Genomic DNA, 19198 nt, shown 5'->3' with positions numbered 1-19198 from the left:
GACGACAAAGCAGGTTTGGGCGTTTCGCGCATTTTATCTCATGCTGCTGCCCGGTGTTCTTTATTACATCTTATTCCGATATGTGCCGATGTACGGCGTGATTATCGCGTTCAAGGATTACCAGATGCTGGAGGGCATCATGAAGAGCCCTTGGGCGGACCCTTGGTACAAGCATTTTCAGATTTTTTTCCAATCTCCCTATTTCGGTCAGCTGATGGTCAATACTTTTGTAATCAGCATTTATAAGCTGATCTTCGGGATGGCGCCGCCTATCGTGATGGCCCTCCTGCTGAATGAGTGCCGGATGCGCTGGTTTAAAACCTTAGTGCAAACCTTAACGTACATGCCTCACTTCTTGTCCTGGGTCATCATTTACGGGATTCTTATTGCACTGCTGTCGCAAAGCTCCGGTTTGGTGAACCGCTGGATGGAGGAGGCGGGGGGGCAATCGATCGGATTCTTGACCTCTATCGATTATTTCCGGGCCATCCTCGTCGGCTCAGAGATCTGGAAGGATCTTGGGTGGGGGGCGATTATTTACCTGGCAGCCATGACGGCCATCGACCCGACCCTGTACGAGGCGGCGAGAGTCGACGGAGCCAGCCGTCTGCGGATGATCTGGCATATTACCCTGCCGGGAATTCGCAATGTTATCGTGTTGCTTCTGATCTTGAAGCTTGGCCACATTATGGATGCCGGCTTCGACCAAATTTACATTTTGTATAACATTCAGGTGTATCAGGTTGCCGACATTCTGGATACGTGGGTGTTCCGAACCGGGCTTCAGCAGCTGAACTTCAGCTTGGGCTCCGCCGTAGGATTGTTCAAGTCGGTGATCGGGCTTGTGCTTGTGCTCGGCTCGAACCATCTCTCCAAGAAATGGGGTGAGGGCATATGGTAAGAGGCTGGGAGGACCGCATCGTCAACCTTGTCGTCGTTGTCATTCTGGGAATTGCCGCACTGGCCGCCATTTTCCCGCTGATGTACGTGGTGTCCGTATCCATAACCCCATTCTCCGAGGTGCTTAAGAACGGCGGGTTCATCCTGATCCCGAAGTCGATTACGTTCACAGCTTACCATAAGCTGTTTACCGAAACGGGTATTACTCGTGCGTTTTGGATTACCATTTTCATTACGGTTGTGGGTACGATCGTGAATTTGGTGCTGACTGCGTTAATGGCCTATCCGCTCAGCCGGCGCAATTTGCCCGGTCGCAGCCTATTTCTGCTGATGGTCGTCTTTACGATGCTCTTTAGCGGAGGCATTATCCCGACCTATCTGATTGTCAAATCCTTGGGCCTGGTGGACTCCGTCTGGTCCATGATCTTGCCGAATGCCATCTGGAGCTTCAATGTCCTCATTATGAAAAGCTTCTTCGAAAACTTGCCTGAGGAGCTGTTCGAATCCGCTCGTATGGACGGGGCGAAGGAATTCCGCATCCTGCTGCAAATTGTGCTGCCCCTCTCCGTTCCGTCTATGCTGACCATCGGCTTGTTCTACATGGTCGGTCATTGGAATGAATTTTTTCAGGCGATTATGTATGTGACCGACCGCACCTTGTTTCCGCTTCAGGTGGTCATCCGCGAGATTCTTATGATGACGCAGCAGCCGCTCGAGAACGCCGAGAACATGCTGCCTACCGAAACGATGCAGATGGCTGCCGTAGTCTCGGCCAGTCTGCCGATCATCCTCGTATACCCATTCATCCAGAAGCACTTCACCAAAGGGATGCTGCTTGGCTCAGTGAAAGGTTGATTCCGGGAGCAGGAGCTTACGGACTGCAGCCGGGCGGCTCCTGAGGTCGGTGTCGATATATGAAATTTCATTTAGAGGAAAGAAGGGGTATCTATGAAAAAGAGAGCTTACGTGCCGGTATTGTTAGCCATGACCTTTGCGGGAGGGACGCTGATTGCGGGCTGCGGCGGAGCCACGGCTCCGACGGATAAACCGGCTGGGGGGGCAGCTTCGGCGCCTGCATCGGATAAGCCGGTCAAGCTGGACATCATTGAAACCGGCAGCGGTCTGCCGTCACCCGATCAGGACATAATTAAACAAGAGCTGGACAAAGCGCTGAAGACGGAAATCAACCTGACGGTTTATGCCTCCGGGGATGACTACAAAAACCAGCTGAACGTACGCATGGCATCGGCGAATTTTCCGGATTTGTTCGCGGTGGACCGTCAGCAGCTGAAGCAATTCTCGGAGCAGGGCCTGCTGCTGGATTTGACGCCGCATCTCGATAAGCTGAAGCCGGTGCAGGACTTTATCGGCAAGGACAGCTTAAAGAAGGGAGCGCTGAACGGGAAAACGTTCGCTATCGCGAAGACGCCTCAGGTTCCATATAATACGTACTGGGTCCGGAAGGACTGGCTGGATAAGCTGAACTTAAAAATACCTACGACCCCCGACGAGCTGCTGGCTGTTGCCAAGGCATTCACGGAGCAGGACCCTGACGGCAACGGGAAGAAGGATACGTTCGGGCTGACCGGCGGCAAGCTGGGGGCATTCGAGCCTGTGTTCGGCGCCTATGGCGTAGGGCACACGGATGGGGTACCGAGCTTTTATGTGAAGAACAACAAGCTTGTTAACGGGCTTTATGATTCCGGCATGAAGGATGCGCTCGGCTTCATTCAGAAAATGGTTGCGGCAGGTGCAGTTGATCCGGAACTGATGGCAAATTCGGGCTTGCAGCACCAGCAAAAGGCCATTAAAGGTCAGGCGGGCATCATCTACATCGATTGGCCGAACGTAACGAAGGAGCAATTCGTGGAACAGATTAAAGCAGTGAATCCGAATGCCAACTGGGTACAGGTAGATGCCCTTAAAGGACCGGGCGGTCAATTCGCCGGAGCTTGGGACATCGGAAAGTCCGCAGGCATGTATGCGATCCCGAAGGCGCTGGAGAAGCAGCCCGAGAAGCTGCAAAAGGTGTTTGATCTGCTCAACTACGTCTCTTCCAAGGATGGGTCTCTCCTAGTGCAATACGGCGTGAAGGGGAAGCATTATAACCTCGATGGCTCGAAGGTGGTGCCGACGGAGCTTATGGGCAAGGAAGGCGGCTACTTCTGGCTGTACCAGTTCACCGGCCGGCCGGAGATGGAATACTTGACAGTGAAGTTCGCTCCGCAAGCCAAGTTCATGGAGTTTGCCAGCAAGCAGCCACGGATTGAAGCGCTGAACGGCTTCATCGATTACCCGAACGGATATAATGCGGCGGATGCAAATCGCTATATCGAGGAAGAGCTGTCCAAGTTCGTTTATGGCAAGCGCCCGCTGGGCGAGTATGACAGCTTCGTAAAAACACTGGAAGGCTCCATGAATTACAAAGCGTATTTGGATGCAGCGGAGAAGAGAATCAAAGAGCTCGGCTATGTGAAATAAACGCAGGCTAGGGGGAGGGCGGCAACCCTCCTCCGGATGCTGCCAATGGATAACAATGACCCCTTCTCAGAAAAAAGAAAATATTGTATAATAACAACCAGCAACAATTTACACGAGTAAATTTACTCGAGTAATATATTTAAAGGGAGAGATGAAGCATGCCGCAAACAAGCCTGAATATTCCTGAATTAACGAAACAGTTTCAACAGGACGGTTATTTGATCTTACGGGGCGTACTGTCTCAAGAGAAGGTGCAGCGTTTAAACAACGCCATTGATGAGCTTATCGCACAGGAGCCGGAGTCACTAGCGTATAACATATATAACAGTGTGGAGCGTCATGAAGAGATTGCTTCGTTGATTGATGAGCCGACTCTGCTTCCGCTCATGGTCCAGCTGCTGGGCTACAACATTCAGCTGCATATATCGCACCTGACGATTCGTAAGCCGAATCCAAACGATGAGAAAACGGCAACCCAGAGCTTCATCAACTGGCACCAGGACGGACCGCATCCTCAGTTTCCCAAGCAAAACGGCATCACCTCTACTTACTATATCAAAACCTGCTACATCTTAAGCGATATGTCGCAGCCGAACCGCGGGAATACGAAGATTATTCCCGGCTCTCATAACAAGCTGTTCCAGCCGGAGACGCAGGATGTGCGAGGTACGGTAGAGGGTGAAGTGCAGGTGTGCGGGGAGCCCGGAGACGTGTTCATTTTTCCGCAAAATTTGTGGCACGCCGGCGCGCCGAACCATTCGGACTATACACGGCGTCAGCTATTCCTGGGCTACAGTCCCATTTGGATGCGTCCGATCGATTATCGTACCGCCTCCGAAAAGCTTCTGCAGAACGCTTCGCCATACCGGAAGCAGCTGCTCGGGGTCATCGATGAGAATCCTTTCAAATATTACGTTCCATCGGAAACTATGGTACCATTAAAGGAGCTATATCGACAGAATACCGGAGAAAGCGTATACGAATAAGGAGGCTCCTTATGGGAAGCAAGCAAAGATTGGCAGGCAAGCTGGCCTTGGTAACCGGAGGGTCCAGGGGGCTCGGCAGGCATATCGCGGCGGCGTTGGCGGAGGCCGGAGCCAGTGTGGCCGTTAATTATGCCAACAACGCGGCGAATGCGGAGGAAACGATACGTATGATCACCTCTGCCGGCGGGAATGCGGCCGCTTTTCAAGCGGACATTACCCGGGAGCAGGAGGTGTTCGAGCTCGTTCGTCGTGTAGAAGGCTATTACGGGCGCAGCATTGACGTTCTGGTCAACAATGCAACAGGACCGCAGCCTATGCTCCCCTTGGAGGAAAGCACTTGGCAGACGTACTTGGAACAGCTGGAATTTTTCGTGAAGGCGCCTCTTCTACTGACGAAGGAGGTGCTTCCCGGAATGAAGAGCAACGGCTCGGGAAGCTTGATTCATATCGGCAGTGAGGTCGTTCAAATCGGCAATGCCCGTTTCTCCAGCTATGTTACGGCTAAGGCGGCGATGATCGGCATGACGAGATCCTGGGCCAGCGAGCTGGGACCGCACGGGATTCGCGTCAATCTTATTGCTCCGGGCTGGGTACCGGTGGAACGCCATGAAGGCGCCGATACTTCGGGCTATCAATCGGCCGTGCCTCTCGGAAGGATGGGGGAACCCTTGGATATTGCGAATGCGGTTGTATTTCTCGCCTCGGAAGAGTCGAGGTTCATCACGGGTCAGTGTCTCTCTGTCAACGGCGGCCGAACCTACGGAATATAGAATCCAATCTGGTAGCAGGGTGAGCTTACTATGGCAAGCAGAAAGGAAGTTGCCGACCGCGCGGGTGTATCCGTTGCGGTCGTCTCTTATGTACTCAATAATCGCAGCATCGTGAAGGAAGAAACAAGGCAAAGGGTTCTAAAGGCGGTGAAGGAGCTGGGATATCAGCCCAACCAGCTGGCACGGGGGTTAAAGACCAAACGGTCGAATCAAATCGCCGTATTGGTCAATTATCTCGGCAACGCATTTGAAGCCGGTCTGCTGCTCACGATCGAGCATTATTTCCGTGCCCGGGGCTATTTCGTGTTTTTCCAGACGTACACCACTTTGGAGGAGCCTGAGCTGAAGAGCTTGTTTATGGGGCGCGTGGACGGCATTTTGCTGCTCGGGCAATCCTTGCAGTCCGAAACCGTGGAGCAGTTCAAGTCAATGGGGCTGCCCGTGGTATCCGTCATGCAGCCTCTGTCGGAACAAGGAAATATTCCTTATGTCGACATCAATTGGAGCCATGCCATGAGGAAGCTGGTTCGCCATTTGCAGGAACAGGGCCACCGGCGGATCGGGTTTATGGGAGGCGGGCAGGCCGCCACTCATTATACAGTTAGAGCGCAAGCCTTTATCGAAGCGATTCGTTTGGAAGGACTGTCATGGCATGCAGAGGATCTGCTTGATGGCGGCGGTCGATTCGAGCAAGCCGCTCAAACGCTGAATAGGACGCTGGCGTCAAATTCCTGGTCCCTCACGGCTTTGGTTTGCGCGAGCGATCTTATGGCGGCTGGGTGCTTGTCCGCCTGCAGGGAACAAGGCTTGAAGGTTCCTTCCCAGCTTGCCGTTGCCGGCTGTGAGGATATTCTCATGTCCTCGCAGACGGATCCTCCTCTAACGGTGCTTCATTATCCGCGCCGGTCATTGGCTGAATCGGCGGCTCAGATGCTGCTTGATGAGCTTGAAGGAAAGCCGCGGCAATCACTCACGGTGGATGCCGAGCTGGTGCCTCGGGCATCTACGATGCAGTGAATAGGGGTGAAAACGACCCAAAAACAACCGGATTCAGTCCGATCCAATGCAGCTGAAAAAATTTTACCTACGAAACCGGTTTTGATGAAACATTTGGCAATCCGTCTCCGTCAAAGGATACGAAATCAATTATGATTTTTACTTTGAGGGGGAAGCATTCACGTGAAAAGATTGTCCAAGCTTGGATTTGTTGGGGTTAGCGCCGCGATGCTGTTCAGCTCCGTTCCGGTTGCCGGTGCAATGACACCGATGGGTGATTCCATTCCCATGAATGGGCCGGCGGTTATGGGGAAGGCGGAAGCCATGATGGGCAGCGGTTCTACGGAAGCGCCTGTGGATACGAAGATTACCCGCGAGAAAGCAATCGAGCTTGCCAAACAATATGTTGAAGTGCCTTCGGACTTTACTCTGCAGGGTGTAAGCTACCAGAATATGCAGCTAATATCGGGGCAAACCGGTGCGTGGAATATCCAATTCACCAAGCAGGACCAGAGAAGGCATTACGGAAGCGTGTCCGTCTCCATCGACTCGGATACAGGCAAGCTGAACTCCTTCTATTCGTATCAGGATGAAGGCGACAAGCCTGTCAGTTATCCGCCGAAGGTAGACCTGGAGAAGGCCAAGCAGATCGCCTTGGACAGCGTAGCTAAGTTGAGCCCGGAGCTGAAGGATCAGCTTCAGTATTACGATGCCAAGGATTATCCGACACGGCAGCCGCTTACCGGCCGAATTGAGCATTCCATAAAGTTCGTCAGGGTCGTTAACGGTGTTGTTTTCCCGCAAAATTTTATTATGATAAGCGTAAACGGCGACGGCAAGGTGTTGTCTTACAATAAGCAATGGGATCCGGCTATTCTGTTTAAGAACGTAGAGAAGCCGATCAGTCAGCAGCAAGCGGAGGAAGCGTTCCAAACGAAGTCGGACCTGGAGCTGGTGTACGTGCTTCCAGGCAACGGCTTTGGCAAGGCAGATCCGCTTCTCACCTACCGTATGAAACCCTTCCTGCTTGACGCAGAAAAAGGGGACATTCTTACGCTGGATGGAAGAAAGCAAAATCCGGACGCAAAGTGGGTGCCGGTTAGTGAGCAGCCTCTGAAGGAGGAAGTGAAGGAAGGCCTGAAGCTGACGAAGGAGCAGGCTGTGGAGCGCGTGCAGTCGTTGATAGGTGTTCCGAAGGATGCCAAGCTGGAGGATGCTTCTTATCGGGAGAACGTTGACCCGTGGACAGGAAAGTCCAGCGTCCAATGGGAGCTTCGCTGGTCTTTGGCTGAGGATGGATCCGATCAAGGCGGCCGCAACCTGCATGCTACCGTGGACAGCAATACAGGCGCAATCCTTCAATACTCCAAGTACGATTACCGCATTATGGCGTCGGACTCGAAGCAGGAAGGGAAAAATAAGCTAAGCTATGACCAGCTCAAGGAAAAAGCCATTCAGCACATGAAGACTTTACTGCCGGCCTATGCCCATGAGCTCTTCCTCGAGCCGGCTCCCGAGCAGGATGCACTTCAAGAGAAGATTGCCTACACAGACGGCTACGCATTTAATTTTAAACGGATTGTCGGGGGCGTGAATACGGAATATGATTCCGCTCATCTTCGTTTGGACCTGCAAACCGGGGAAATCAAGCAGTTTTATTCGAACATCATGAAAATCGATTATCCGTCCAGCCAGCCGAAAGTAATCACTTCCGCCGAAGCTACGGCTAAGCTGTTGGATCAATACCATGTCGAGCTTCAATACATGATGAATTCTTACATCGACGGCGGCCAGCCCATCCCGATGGAAAAGTATAACTTGCTTGTCGCTTCCGGCGTTGTCAAGCCGGGCGAGAATGGAAAAAAACAGGAAGCAAGACTTGTGTACCAGCTGGTTCCAAAGTATCAATTCCTGCAGCCGGCAGTACTTGACGCCCAAACGGGCGAATGGAAAAATCGGGAAGACGGAAGCGTCGTAAAGCCGCCGTCCGCACCGCCTGCCGATATTAAAGGCCATTGGGCGGAAGCCGCCCTTTCCCTGATGATCGATTATCAAGCTCTGGATGTAGAGGACGGAACGGTGAAGCCGGATGACGGCATCACTCGCGGTGAAATGGTCAAAATGCTGCTCGCTGCCGTAAATGGAGGATTTCCTTACTTCCCTATGGCGATGTATGCCGAGCGTACGGCCAGCTTCAGCGACGTCGCGAAGGATAATAAATATTTTGCCTATATTGAGAATGCCATTGACCGTGGTCTGATTGACCGTACCTCTGGTGAGTTCAAGCCGGATGAAGTATTGACACGCAGCGAGCTGGCAAGCCTGCTCGTACGCGCCCTCGGATACCAGAAGCTGGCCCAAATCGAGGGAATGTTCGCTTCCGAAGCGTCCGATCTGGACGGTATCAAGAATCCGGGTGAGATCGCTCTGATTATGAAGCTATCGATCATGTCGCTCGATAACGGACAGTTTAAGCCGGCGGGGCAGGTTACGCGAGCTCAAGCGGCGACAGCCTTCTTCAGCTTCCTGCAGGTTCGGAGCCAATTGCAGGATAAGCCGAACGCGATGTACTAAGATAGATACGAAGCTAGTCTCCTATTTCAAGGGGCTAGCTTTTTTCTTATAGGAAGGAATGGTATAATGTTACACACTGTAGACGGATTTGGAAAAGAAATGGATTAAAGGAGTGGCTTTCATGAAAATGCGGGTATCCGCGGTTCAATATCATTTGCATACGATCAAAAGCTTTGAGGAGTTCGCACATCAGGTCACGCACTATGTGAAATCCGCTGCGGAGTTTGAGTCGGACTTCATTCTGTTTCCCGAGCTGTTCACAACGCAGCTGATGTCCATCGGACGCGGGAACAAAGAAGGCGAAGGCGAAGCATTGTCGATTGAGGAGCTTCCGAGCTTTACTTTACGGTATATACAGCTTTTTACAAGTCTTGCGACAGAAACCAAGACCCATATCATAGGAGGCACCCATATCATCGAAGAAAACGGGCGCCTCTACAATACTGCCTTCCTTTTCTATCCGGACGGCCGTATTGCGGAGCAGCGGAAGCTTCACATTACCCCGACGGAGGTCAAGGAGTGGAGCATGGCTGCGGGAGATAAGCTTCAAGTGTTCGACACGGACAAGGGCCGCATCGCCATTCTCATCTGTTACGATATCGAGTTCCCCGAGATCGTCCGTATGGCTCGTGCCCGCGGCGCGGACGTCATCTTCTGTCCTTCCTGTACGGATGATCGGCATGGATTCCACCGGGTGCGTTATACATGTCACGCGCGTACGATAGAAAATCAGGTCTATGTTGTGACTACGGGTACCGTAGGCTCTTTGCCGACTGTTGATTTTATGAGAGGGAACTATGGCCAGGCTGCCATAATAACTCCGAACGACGTACCGTTCCCGCCGGGCGGGATTATGACGGCCGGAGAGATCAATGACGATATGATCATCACGGGCGATCTGGACCTGACGCTGCTGCATCAGGTGCGAGAAAAGGGATCCGTTACCACATGGAGGGATCGCCGAGTCGATCTGTATACAGATTGGAGCTGAGGAGGAGGCGCGTATGTCCCGTTACCGTAAATCGCTCTATGTCTTTGATAAGGAGCGGCCTGTGCCTGCCGTGATTCGTTCCTACACGCAGGAGGATTTCCATGGCCTCATACAGATCCAGAGAGAATGTTTTCCTCCGCCGTTTCCTTCCGAGCTTTGGTGGAATGAGGAGCAGCTCACGAACCACGTCCGCTTGTTTCCGGAGGGAGCGCTCTGCGTGGAGATGGAAGGGCGTCCGGTTGCTTCGATGACCGGGCTGCGGGTTCATTTCGATCCCTCCCACGCCGATCATACATGGGAGGAAATCACGGACGGAGGGTACATCCGCAATCACCAACCGGACGGGAATACGCTGTATATCGTCGATATCAGCGTATCGCCTGCCTACCGCAAGCTGGGCCTCGGCCAATGTCTGATGCAGTCCATGTATGAGACGGTGGTTCAGCTGAAGCTGGAGCGGCTTCTCGGAGGAGGCCGGCTTCCGGGGTACCATAAGCACGCAGGAGAGATGTCTCCGGAGGCTTATGTGAATGCGGTTATGCAAGGGGAGCTCAAGGACCCGGTCATGACGTTCCTGCTTCGCTGCGGCCGGACTCCCGTCAAGCTGGTAAGCGATTATTTGGAGGACGAGGAGTCTCTTAACTATGCAATGTTGATGGAATGGAAAAATCCGTTTCACGTTTAATCTTCCTTCCTTTGGTAACAATGGGTGGTGTAGTTTCGAAAGACTTACCATGCTGTTAGATATCAAAGGGAGGTTTACGGTATGAAAGGGTGGTTATGGAAGGCAGGATTGTGCGCGGCACTTCTCGCCGGGGTCGGCGGCTGCTTCGGCAACTCGACTTATAAGAATGCGCCGGGTGCGGAAATGGATCACAGCAACCACATCCAAACGAACACGACGACTAAGGATCAAAGTGTTCCCACGATGAGTGAAGCGGCAACGGGTTCGATTATGGTAAACATGATGAATGCCAAGGGGCAGGTCATCGGGAAGGCGGAGCTGACGGAGACGGCTGCCGGTGTGAAGGTAAAGGTAGAAGCGTCCTCTTTAACTCCGGGCAAGCATGGGCTTCACTTCCATCAAGTGGGCAAATGCGATCCGCCCGAATTCAAAACGGCGGGGGATCATTTTAACCCGGCCGGCAAGAAGCACGGCACGGAGAATCCGGCGGGTCCTCATGCCGGTGATCTGCCGAACCTTGAGGTTGGCGCGGATGGCAAAGCGGCAGCGGAGTTTACTACCACTCTCGTTACTTTAGCCAAGGGTAAACCGAACTCGCTGCTGAAGGAAGGCGGAACAGCTCTCGTTATTCACGAGAAGGAAGACGATTACAAGACCGATCCGTCGGGCAATTCCGGCGCCCGCATTGCCTGCGGCGTCATCCAGTAGGAAGGCTGCACCCCGCATTGGTGAAGAATGCGGGGTGTTACTTTATGCAGGGAAGACGGGAGTGGGGTATCTATAAGAAGCGAGCAAGAGATGATGAGTGGTTCGATAGATCCGGGAACCGTCTGATGATGCAAAAGCCGGAGGATATGGAGCTTTTGCCTTCGGAATTAGGCAGCTGGTTTTCCAATCTCATCCTATTTGAGGATGGTACATGAAATTGCCCGTCCTATTTACCGAAGGAAGATGGGGAGACGCTGCTGTCTACTTATTCCGGCAATGGCTATGATGCAATCTGGCACTCGTTATTTATTTGTTATGTTTTATTCAGAAAGTAATCAAAGATCATAGCGGCACGCCACGGATATTCGTACCCGGGCTTCGATGACGCTATTACAAAGCACACTACGACGGCTTATCAATCGTTGAAGTCTTGATTTGACCGAGGGAGGCAAACCTATGAGCAAACGTTATCGAATTACAAGAGAATTCCAGGAAACGGGGAGCTTTCCGCGCGAGATCGCTTTGGAAGAGGCGAAGTCATATTTTGCTTCGAAATCCGATTTTTATTATACGTCGGTGTTTACCGTGAGAGGTGCTGCCACGATGTCCATCGAGGGAGATTTTTTCATGTGGAGGCATGGCGATATCGAGATTCCGTTTCGGCATTACCAAGGAGATATTTACGTATCGGGAGCGAACGAAGCCGTTATTCCTATGCTCATAGAAGTGGCCGGAGAACTGTGGGCGGACATTGCCGAAGGTTAAAATATGCCTATGAATCTTTCATGTTCCTATAGTATACTAGAGTTCGTTCTCCTGCGGGAGGGCAAAGCGGTATCATGGGACGTTAACAGATGAAGGAGACATAGAGCGATGAAGTTTGATGTGGATATGATATCCTTTTTCGTCATTCAGGTGGATGGGGAAGACGGGCAGGGCGGAAAGCGATATAAGCACTTTCAGACGCTGGACGGCGAGGATTATGCCGAAAGTGAACTGAGCGACTTCTTGGACGGGGAGTTCTCGAAGATCGCCAAGCGGAAGGCGGAAAGGAATCCGTCCGCCGAGCAGGTGCCAACCAAAATCGGCCGCTTCATTGCAGAGCCGGGCTATGATCTGGACAGTAACCCGAATTATAATTTGTTTGCCAGACTGCGCGCGGCCGAAACTCGGGAGCATTATATCGTGCATGCGGAGGAGCTGGTCAGCACGTATATGGATGCCAGCGCGATTCGCGGCGGCGCGATGTTCATCGGGCGAGCGAAGCTGAATCAGTATTTTGACGAGCCCTTCCTGTTCGTGATGAAATGTGATTTTGAGCAGAAGATTGCGCGGATTACGGATGAACGCAGTTTGTTGAATAAAGTGGAAATGGCTATCAGCGCCAAAAATATGAAGTCCATCATGTATCCTCATATGCCGGAGCCCGGCATGCTGGAGGCTTGGGAGCTGAAAATTCATCAGTCGTCGCACGCCCGGTACTTCGAGGATTTCTTGAAGTTTGTCGAGTATGAAAAATCGGTTCCGCAGCTGATGACGGATCAGGTTGTGGAGTTCGTGCACCAGTATATCGAACAGTCTTACGAGCATAGCGATAATGCGGAGGAGAAGGAGCGCGAGCTGGAAGCGGTGGAGCTCTGGGCGCATAGCGAGAAGCGCGAGCTGCAGGAGAAGTGGGAGCCGGAGCAGGTCATGGAGGCTGCTTCGATCATGATCGAGCAGAAGCCGGATATCGACCTGAAGCTGCGGATCGGCAGCATGTTCGTGAAGGCGCTGCTGGCCGACTTCGGCGACCGGCTGCATATCGCCAAGCTGGGAGACCGCTATGTGGTTGTGCTTGAAGGTGAGGCGCTCGAGTTCGATAGGGGCATCTCCCCCGTGGAGCTTCTCTCGCCGGAATCGCTGGACTCGCTCGTACGGCGCCTGCAGGAGAAGGTGCAGGAAGAAGAGCGGGAGCTGGCCGCGGTGCCGTTCTAGGATAGTCCCTGAGGAAGCGGCGCGAATAGTGGCAAAAGTGCGATTGCAGGGTGGGTTTGAGCGGAAACCGGTGCCTGCAATGGCGAAAGTGCCACTAATCGGTACCGGTTGACGCGAATCTGGTGGAAGCGGCGCGAGTAGTGGCAAATGTGCGATTGCAGGGTGGGTTTGAGCGGGAACGGGCGTCTGTAATGGCAGAAGTGCCACTAATCGGTACCGGTTGCCGAGGAACTGGTGGAAATGATGCGAGTAGTGGCAAATGTGCGATTGTAGGGTGGATTTGAGCGGGAACGGGCGTCTGTAATGGCGAAAGTGCCACTAATCGGTACCGGTTGCCGAGGAACTGGTGGAAGCGGCGCGAATAGTGGCAAAAGTGCGATTACAGGGTAGGTTTGAGCGGAAACGGGCGTCTGTAATGGCGAAAGTGCCACTACGGCCACTGCCGATGGGTCACTAATTATACTGAAAAAACCAAATCAGCCCCTCCCTGTAACTCAATAGGGAAGGGGCTGATTTGGTTTAACGACGCCGGCTCATCACATCGAGCAGGAGCTCCTTCTTCGCATCCTCCTGTGTCTCCCAGGTAGCGGCGAAGCGCACCTCGTGGGACACGCCGAGGAGGTCATAGCGCTGCGCGAGGTGCTGCCGCGCCGTGCCGACAATGAGCGAGTGCAGGCGCACCTGCTTCGACTGGCCGAGCTCGGCCAGCTGCTGGCGGACGGCGGGAGATACTGCGCCGACGCCGTCGGTAACCATGACGAAATCGGCGTCATGGTAGCGCGCCTCGGCGGACACGAGCTCGATGCCGCGCTTTAGCGGGGCATCGAAGTGAGTGCCGCCGCCGAAGGCGAGCTGCGACAAGGCATAGAAGGCGGGCCAATCGGGCTTGCGCCAGTACAGCTGGCGCTCGATGAGCTCGCCGCGGGCGCCGAACAGGAGCAGCACGAAATCGCGCCGTTCCAGCAGGCTGAAAGCCGCGAACGTGGCGATGAACACTTGGGCGAGACGAAGCTTGGCGCCCCGCATGGAATGCGAGGTGTCGAGCATGCAAATGACCGGTCCCCGCTGGGGTTCTTCCGTCCAGCCGGAAATGTTGTAGGTCAGCAGCTTGCGTTCCAGCCATTTGACGGTGAAATAAGCCTCGAAATCCGAATCGGCGAGCAGACTCGCTTCACTAGGAAGCATGTGCGAAATATCCCCGGATTGCCGCAAGTCGTCATAGCTCTCGGGGATGCGCGGCGTCTTCAGCTTCCTCCGGCGTGCCTTCAGATGCTGAAGATTGCGCCCGATCTCCTGCATGAAGGCCACGAGCTCGGGATGACGCTTCAGCTTGTCCAGCCACTGCAAATACGACGCGAATTCCTGGCGATGCAGCCTACCGAGGTCGCTGCCCCAGCGGCGATTCGCCACGCGCTGGCTGGCCTGCAGCAGCTCGTACACGTCCAGGCTCTCCGCTTCCTCGCGGCTGAGCGATTCCCGCAGCGCCCGATTCAGCCAGGCGCCGAGCTGCTCTTCCAGCTGACGAAGCTGCTCATCCTCGCGCTTCTTCATGCGCTCAAGCTGCTTCTCGCGCTGGGTCAATTCGCTTTCCAGCTTCGTCACCTTCGCTTTCAGCTTGTCGCGGCGCTGAAACTCCGTCCGCATCTCCTCCTGCAGCGAGCGGACCTGCTCCTTCAGCCGTCGGACCTCAGTCTCAACCAGAGGCCGGCTATCCAAAGCCGCTTGCTTCTCCTCAACATTTCGTTTCCCCTGCTGAAGGGTGTAACCGACAAGGCGCAGCTGCTCGATCTGCTTCTCCGATAAATGCTCGCTGACCAAGGCTTGATCCTGACCTTGCTGCTTGTTTTTCTCGCTGAGACCGATGGTCACCAGCTGCTTTTCTTCCTTCTTTCGCTTCGATACCTCTTCCGCAAAGCTGTCGGTCAGCCACATCAGCGCCTTCAGTGCCGTCTTGAAGGAGGCATTCACTTCCCCTCGCGTCCTTGGATGAAGCGTGCGATAAAAAAACTGCCTCCGAAGCTCCCCGACAAGCCAGCGGTGGAAGGGAGGGGCTTCCTGAGAACGGTCCGTCACCGGCTGCGGCAAATAAAAGCACATATAGAAATCGGCGAACAGCTCGATGGAGAACCACGGTGTCTTTGCTTCGGCTTCCCGAATCCATTCTTGAGCTGTACGAGAGGAGTGAACGTAACCGTCGAATACATAACGATCCACACGCGCGCAGCGAATGATCATGGTGCCACAGCCTCCTTACGTGCCCGCGGGCGAATTTCCTTAACTAGCAAGTCAGGCGCATGGCCTGCGTGCTATAACGTGTAGTCATAGGTAACTCCCGGGATCTCCCGATCGTACAAAGTCCGATACAGCCCCTGCAGCGTCTGCAAAATCCGTTCCCCCTGAATGCGAAGGTGGGTATACTTGACGGCATACTGCGCTGTATTCAGCAGCAAGAAATTGCGATTTCGAATGTAGCCGGGTAAATCCTTCTCCCGCTGCACCCACTGCACCAGCTTTCCGCGCAGCTCCTTTGCCGTTTCCTCTAGCTCGATACGGCATTCCTCGAGATTCAGGCGCATCCGCTCTTGTTCCTCTTTACTAAGCCGCGACAGCTCCTTCTTGAATTGAAACGAATGCAGCGCATCCTCCTGACCGGACCACTGCTTGGCGACCTGCTCGTATTTGCGGAGCGGCAGCTCGCGTTCGGTTTCCTTTTTGAGCGCGTCCTGGAACACCTTCTGGAACATATCCTGCAACAGATGCAGGTCCTCCGGCAAATCCCACAGCATATGAGGTGTGTACACCGTATCCCACACAATGACCTCGTCCCGGCCGTTCATGGCGGCGGATGTTTTCCACACCTGCCCGATTTTGCGCCAGCGGCGATCGGACAGAACGAATTCCTTTGACTCCATCTCGGTCTTGAGCTGGTAGAGCATGTAAATCAGACTTTCGGGAATACGCACGGTTTCCGCCGCGCGCCTCACAGACTCCACCTCCCGAATGGACAACAGGGCGGGAAGCGGATCCGTGGGCAGCTGAAACATGAGCTCGTAGCTAGACATTTGCTTCAGCGGATTCACCTCATAACGCAGAAGGAACCGGTCATAGAGCGCGGCCAGCTGGTCGTTTTCCTCCGGAAGCTCATTGGAAGCCGCCATCAGGAAAAGAAGGGGAACCTCCATCTTCTGCTGACCGTTGAAAAACACGCGCTCGTTCAATATCGACAGAAGGGCATTCAGAATGGCGCTGTTCGCTTTGAAGATTTCATCGAGAAATGCGAAATCAGCCGCAGGCAAATACCCTTCGGTTTGGCGTACATATTGGTCCTGCTTAAGCTTTTGCAGCGAGACGGGACCGAACATTTCGTCCGGCGTCGTGAAGCGTGTCAGCAAATAATCAAACCACGTTCCGCTGCCGAACAGCTGGGCGACAGCGCGGGCCAGCTGAGATTTTGCCGTGCCCGGAGGTCCTACGAGCAGCGCGTTCTCACCGCTCATGATCCCCAGGAACAGCAGGCGAATGAGCTCCTCCCTCTCGAGAAATCGGCTTTCGAGAAGCGAGACGGCTTGATCTATTTTTTCCCTAACGGTCTGCATATCAGTATTCATAACGACCTCCATCATCCAAGAATGATACGGCAAACAATCCCTACTATTGTACCAAAACCATTGTCATTTCTCTAATCGACTGATGGCGTTTGTTTCCAGCTGCAAATTTGGTACAATACAGGAAGGCATGATTTTATTCTAGGGAAAAGGAAGTGCAGTAATGTCCATTTATTCGATCCCGGTCACAACCATCGACGGCAAAGAAACGACACTTGAAGCCTACAAAGGCAAGGTGCTGCTTATTGTGAATACAGCAAGCGCCTGCGGTCTTACTCCACATTACGAGGGCTTGCAGAAGCTTCAAGAGGCATATCAAGATCGCGGCTTCACGGTGCTTGGCTTTCCCTGCAATCAATTTGCCGGACAGGAACCGGGCACGGAGGAAGAGATCAAAGCCTTCTGCGAGACGAAATACAGCATTACCTTCCCGCTTTTCGCCAAAATCGATGTAAAAGGGGACAACGCCCATCCGCTGTATCGTTATCTTGTAGACCATGTTCCGGCTCCTTATCATACAGGCGATATCGAATGGAACTTTGTTAAATTTTTGGTCGATTCGAACGGCCGGGTGGTCAAGCAGTACAGCGCGCGTACCGAGCCATCCGCCATTCAAGAGGATATTGAGCTGCTGTTAGGTTAAGAGCTTCCGCTTTCCGGCTTCGTCCGGGAGGCGGTTTTTGTTTGTCTTCATGAAAACTCAACATTTCCCGGAAAGCATATATGGTAAAATGTTGAAAGATGTAGAAGATCGTCACGTACTGACGGCTTGGGGAGAGAGTGGACATCATGCGATTCGCGGAAGTCTTAACGTCAGCGGCGGAGCAGCCTTTGTTTGCTATGAGCACGGATGCCATGCTGCTGTTGGATTCGAAAGGATGCATTCAAACGGTCAATCCGGCAGTTCCGGGGGTGACAGGGTACCGTCAGGCTTCACTGCTTCACAAAACGTTTGTATCGTTCCTGGAGCCTGAACATATATGTGCATTTTCCAAAGGGTTTCACGAGGCCATGCAGGGACAGGCTTCAACCCAGCAGGCGCAGTTCAGGCATGCGGACGGCCATATGCAGTTTTTTGAGCTGCGGATCATCCCATGGACTCACGATGCAGGCCGTTTGGTGTACATCGTGATGAAGGATATAACGGAATTGAAGCTCGCCTCTCAAATGATCCATCATATTGCGTATCATGACACCTTGACAGGCTTATCGAACCGGACGATGTTCCAGATTGAGCTGACGCGCCGAATCGCGGCCTTTGCCTTGAGCCGGAAGCCGTTTTCGGTTTTATTGATCCAGCTGGATCGGTTTCAAATTATTACGGACTCGTTAGGTCATAATGCCGGGGATTTGTTGATCAAGATGGTCAGTGAACGGCTGGAAGGCTACCTTTCAGACGATGAGCACGTGAGCCGGACGGGGAGCAATGAATTCGCCATGCTGTATGCGACGCCGGAGGAGCCGCTTAGAGCGGCAGAGAAGCTGGATTCGATCTATGCGCGGCTGACCCTGCCATATCAGGTTCATGGCGAGGCTATCTACCTGCAAATTCGGATGGGCTCCGCCCAATACCCGCGTGACGGCGAGGACATGACGGCACTGTTAAGGAATGCGGCTATTACCCGATCGGTTGAAAGTGCGTGGGACTTCATGCCGGGAACGGAAGGAAGGCATCGGGCGGCGGACAGACTGGCCTTGGAGAATGATCTTCGCAAAGCGCTGGAAAGGGGGGAGTTTGAGGTATATTACCAGCCTCAGTATGAGATTCATACGAACCGGTTGACCGGAATGGAGGCGCTTGTACGCTGGAGGCATCCGGAAAGAGGATTGGTTGCACCCGGGGAATTCATTCCTGCCGCCGAGGAGACCGGTCTGATCATTCCAATCGGCGAGTGGGTGCTGCGCGAGGCCTGCGAGCAGACCAAGCGGTGGCACGACATGGGCTACGGCAAGCTTACGGTGTCCGTGAACCTTTCGATCCGGCAGTTCCGAAAAATGAATTTGATCGGAGATATTTATCGGATTGTAAGAGAGACCGGGATGGACCCGGCTTGCCTGGAGCTCGAAATTACGGAAAGCATGGCTATGGAGGATATGAATCGCGTCATCCGAAAGCTGGAGGAGCTTAGGCAGCTCGGGATCCGGATTTCCATGGATGATTTCGGGACAGGGTACAGCTCGCTCCATTATTTAAAGAAAATTCCGATCCATAAGCTGAAGATCGATCAGTCGTTCATCCGCGACATTGCAAGCGACAGAGACAGTGCGGCCATTGTAGCCACCATCATTGCCATGGCCCGGCACCTGAAGCTGGAGGTCGTTGCGGAGGGCGTGGAAACGGCGGAGGATTTGCTTTTTCTTAAAGAGCAGCAATGCGGGAAAGCGCAGGGCTATTTCTTCAGCAAGCCGCTGCCGGGCAAGGAATTTGAGCTGCTGCTTCAAGCGATTCGTCCCGTATTGGTATAAAAAAAGAGCTCCATATGCAAGGGTGTTTTGCTGAAAGTTGGCAAGACACCTTTTTCTAT

Annotated in this window: 17 protein-coding genes and 1 pseudogene; 16 read left to right on the top strand and 2 right to left on the bottom strand. The window is 53.4% G+C overall.

What is annotated here, in order from left to right:
* Positions 1-40: 40 nt before the first annotated feature.
* The 14 genes and pseudogenes from QMO62_RS07140 (at position 41) to QMO62_RS07075 (ending at position 13068) form a co-directional block, all read left to right on the top strand.
* Positions 41-901 carry an ABC transporter permease gene (locus QMO62_RS07140; RefSeq protein ID WP_284644881.1) on the top strand — a complete coding sequence of 287 codons (861 nt, stop codon included), beginning with the start codon at positions 41-43 and terminating at the stop codon, positions 899-901.
* Positions 895-1755: a carbohydrate ABC transporter permease gene (locus QMO62_RS07135; protein ID WP_284639775.1), complete on the top strand. Its 861-nt coding sequence runs from the start codon at positions 895-897 to the stop codon at positions 1753-1755. Before QMO62_RS07140 ends, QMO62_RS07135 begins: the two co-directional genes overlap by 7 nt.
* A 93-nt stretch (positions 1756-1848) precedes the next feature.
* A complete protein-coding gene (locus tag QMO62_RS07130) occupies positions 1849-3381 on the top strand; it encodes an extracellular solute-binding protein (protein WP_284639773.1) in 1533 nt (510 codons plus the stop codon).
* A gap of 158 nt (positions 3382-3539) precedes the next feature.
* Complete coding sequence (locus QMO62_RS07125) at positions 3540-4367, top strand: phytanoyl-CoA dioxygenase family protein (RefSeq protein ID WP_284639771.1); 828 nt, start codon at positions 3540-3542, stop codon at positions 4365-4367.
* Between the two features lie 11 nt (positions 4368-4378).
* Positions 4379-5137, top strand: coding sequence for an SDR family oxidoreductase (locus QMO62_RS07120; protein WP_284639769.1), 759 nt, complete (start codon positions 4379-4381; stop codon positions 5135-5137).
* A 30-nt stretch (positions 5138-5167) separates the two neighbouring features.
* Positions 5168-6154, top strand: a complete 987-nt coding sequence (locus QMO62_RS07115) for a LacI family DNA-binding transcriptional regulator (RefSeq protein WP_284639767.1) — start codon at positions 5168-5170, stop codon at positions 6152-6154.
* 162 nt (positions 6155-6316) lie between these two features.
* Complete coding sequence (locus tag QMO62_RS07110) at positions 6317-8707, top strand: S-layer homology domain-containing protein (protein WP_284639766.1); 2391 nt, start codon at positions 6317-6319, stop codon at positions 8705-8707.
* Positions 8708-8828: 121 nt separating this feature from the next.
* Positions 8829-9698 carry a carbon-nitrogen hydrolase family protein gene (locus QMO62_RS07105; RefSeq protein ID WP_284639764.1) on the top strand — a complete coding sequence of 290 codons (870 nt, stop codon included), beginning with the start codon at positions 8829-8831 and terminating at the stop codon, positions 9696-9698.
* Positions 9699-9711: 13 nt separating this feature from the next.
* Positions 9712-10383 (top strand): GNAT family N-acetyltransferase, encoded by a 672-nt coding sequence (locus QMO62_RS07100; protein WP_284639761.1) that lies wholly within the window; start codon positions 9712-9714, stop codon positions 10381-10383.
* Between the two features lie 81 nt (positions 10384-10464).
* Positions 10465-11091, top strand: coding sequence for a superoxide dismutase family protein (locus tag QMO62_RS07095; protein ID WP_284639759.1), 627 nt, complete (start codon positions 10465-10467; stop codon positions 11089-11091).
* A 44-nt stretch (positions 11092-11135) separates the two neighbouring features.
* A complete protein-coding gene (locus QMO62_RS07090; protein ID WP_284639758.1) occupies positions 11136-11306 on the top strand; it encodes an aminoglycoside 6-adenylyltransferase in 171 nt (56 codons plus the stop codon).
* 21 nt (positions 11307-11327) lie between these two features.
* Positions 11328-11426: pseudogene (locus QMO62_RS07085) on the top strand (aminoglycoside 6-adenylyltransferase); the annotation flags it as partial.
* A 121-nt stretch (positions 11427-11547) separates the two neighbouring features.
* Positions 11548-11856: a hypothetical protein gene (locus QMO62_RS07080; protein ID WP_284639757.1), complete on the top strand. Its 309-nt coding sequence runs from the start codon at positions 11548-11550 to the stop codon at positions 11854-11856.
* Between the two features lie 108 nt (positions 11857-11964).
* Positions 11965-13068: a DUF3900 domain-containing protein gene (locus QMO62_RS07075; protein WP_284639756.1), complete on the top strand. Its 1104-nt coding sequence runs from the start codon at positions 11965-11967 to the stop codon at positions 13066-13068.
* 519 nt (positions 13069-13587) lie between these two features.
* On the opposite strand, the gene QMO62_RS07070 is transcribed toward QMO62_RS07075, so the two are convergent.
* Both QMO62_RS07070 and QMO62_RS07065 read right to left on the bottom strand, forming a co-directional pair.
* Positions 13588-15303, bottom strand: a complete 1716-nt coding sequence (locus QMO62_RS07070) for a vWA domain-containing protein (protein ID WP_284639755.1) — start codon at positions 15301-15303, stop codon at positions 13588-13590.
* Between the two features lie 71 nt (positions 15304-15374).
* The gene (locus tag QMO62_RS07065; RefSeq protein WP_284639753.1) at positions 15375-16676 is read right to left on the bottom strand and encodes an AAA family ATPase; all 1302 of its coding nucleotides are present in this window, start codon (positions 16674-16676) and stop codon (positions 15375-15377) included.
* A gap of 160 nt (positions 16677-16836) precedes the next feature.
* Here QMO62_RS07065 and QMO62_RS07060 point away from each other — a divergent pair, with 160 nt between their 5' ends.
* Positions 16837-17316, top strand: coding sequence for a glutathione peroxidase (locus QMO62_RS07060; RefSeq protein WP_284639751.1), 480 nt, complete (start codon positions 16837-16839; stop codon positions 17314-17316).
* A gap of 146 nt (positions 17317-17462) precedes the next feature.
* Entirely contained in the window at positions 17463-19139 is a 1677-nt protein-coding gene (locus QMO62_RS07055; protein WP_284639749.1) for a bifunctional diguanylate cyclase/phosphodiesterase, read from the top strand.
* Positions 19140-19198: the final 59 nt, after the last annotated feature.

The sequence above is a fragment of the Paenibacillus silviterrae genome, from assembly GCF_030167925.1.
GTDB lineage: Bacteria > Bacillota > Bacilli > Paenibacillales > NBRC-103111 > Paenibacillus_G > Paenibacillus_G silviterrae.
The sequence above is the reverse complement of the archived record's forward strand: the minus strand, read 5'-3'. Positions and strand labels throughout refer to the sequence as shown.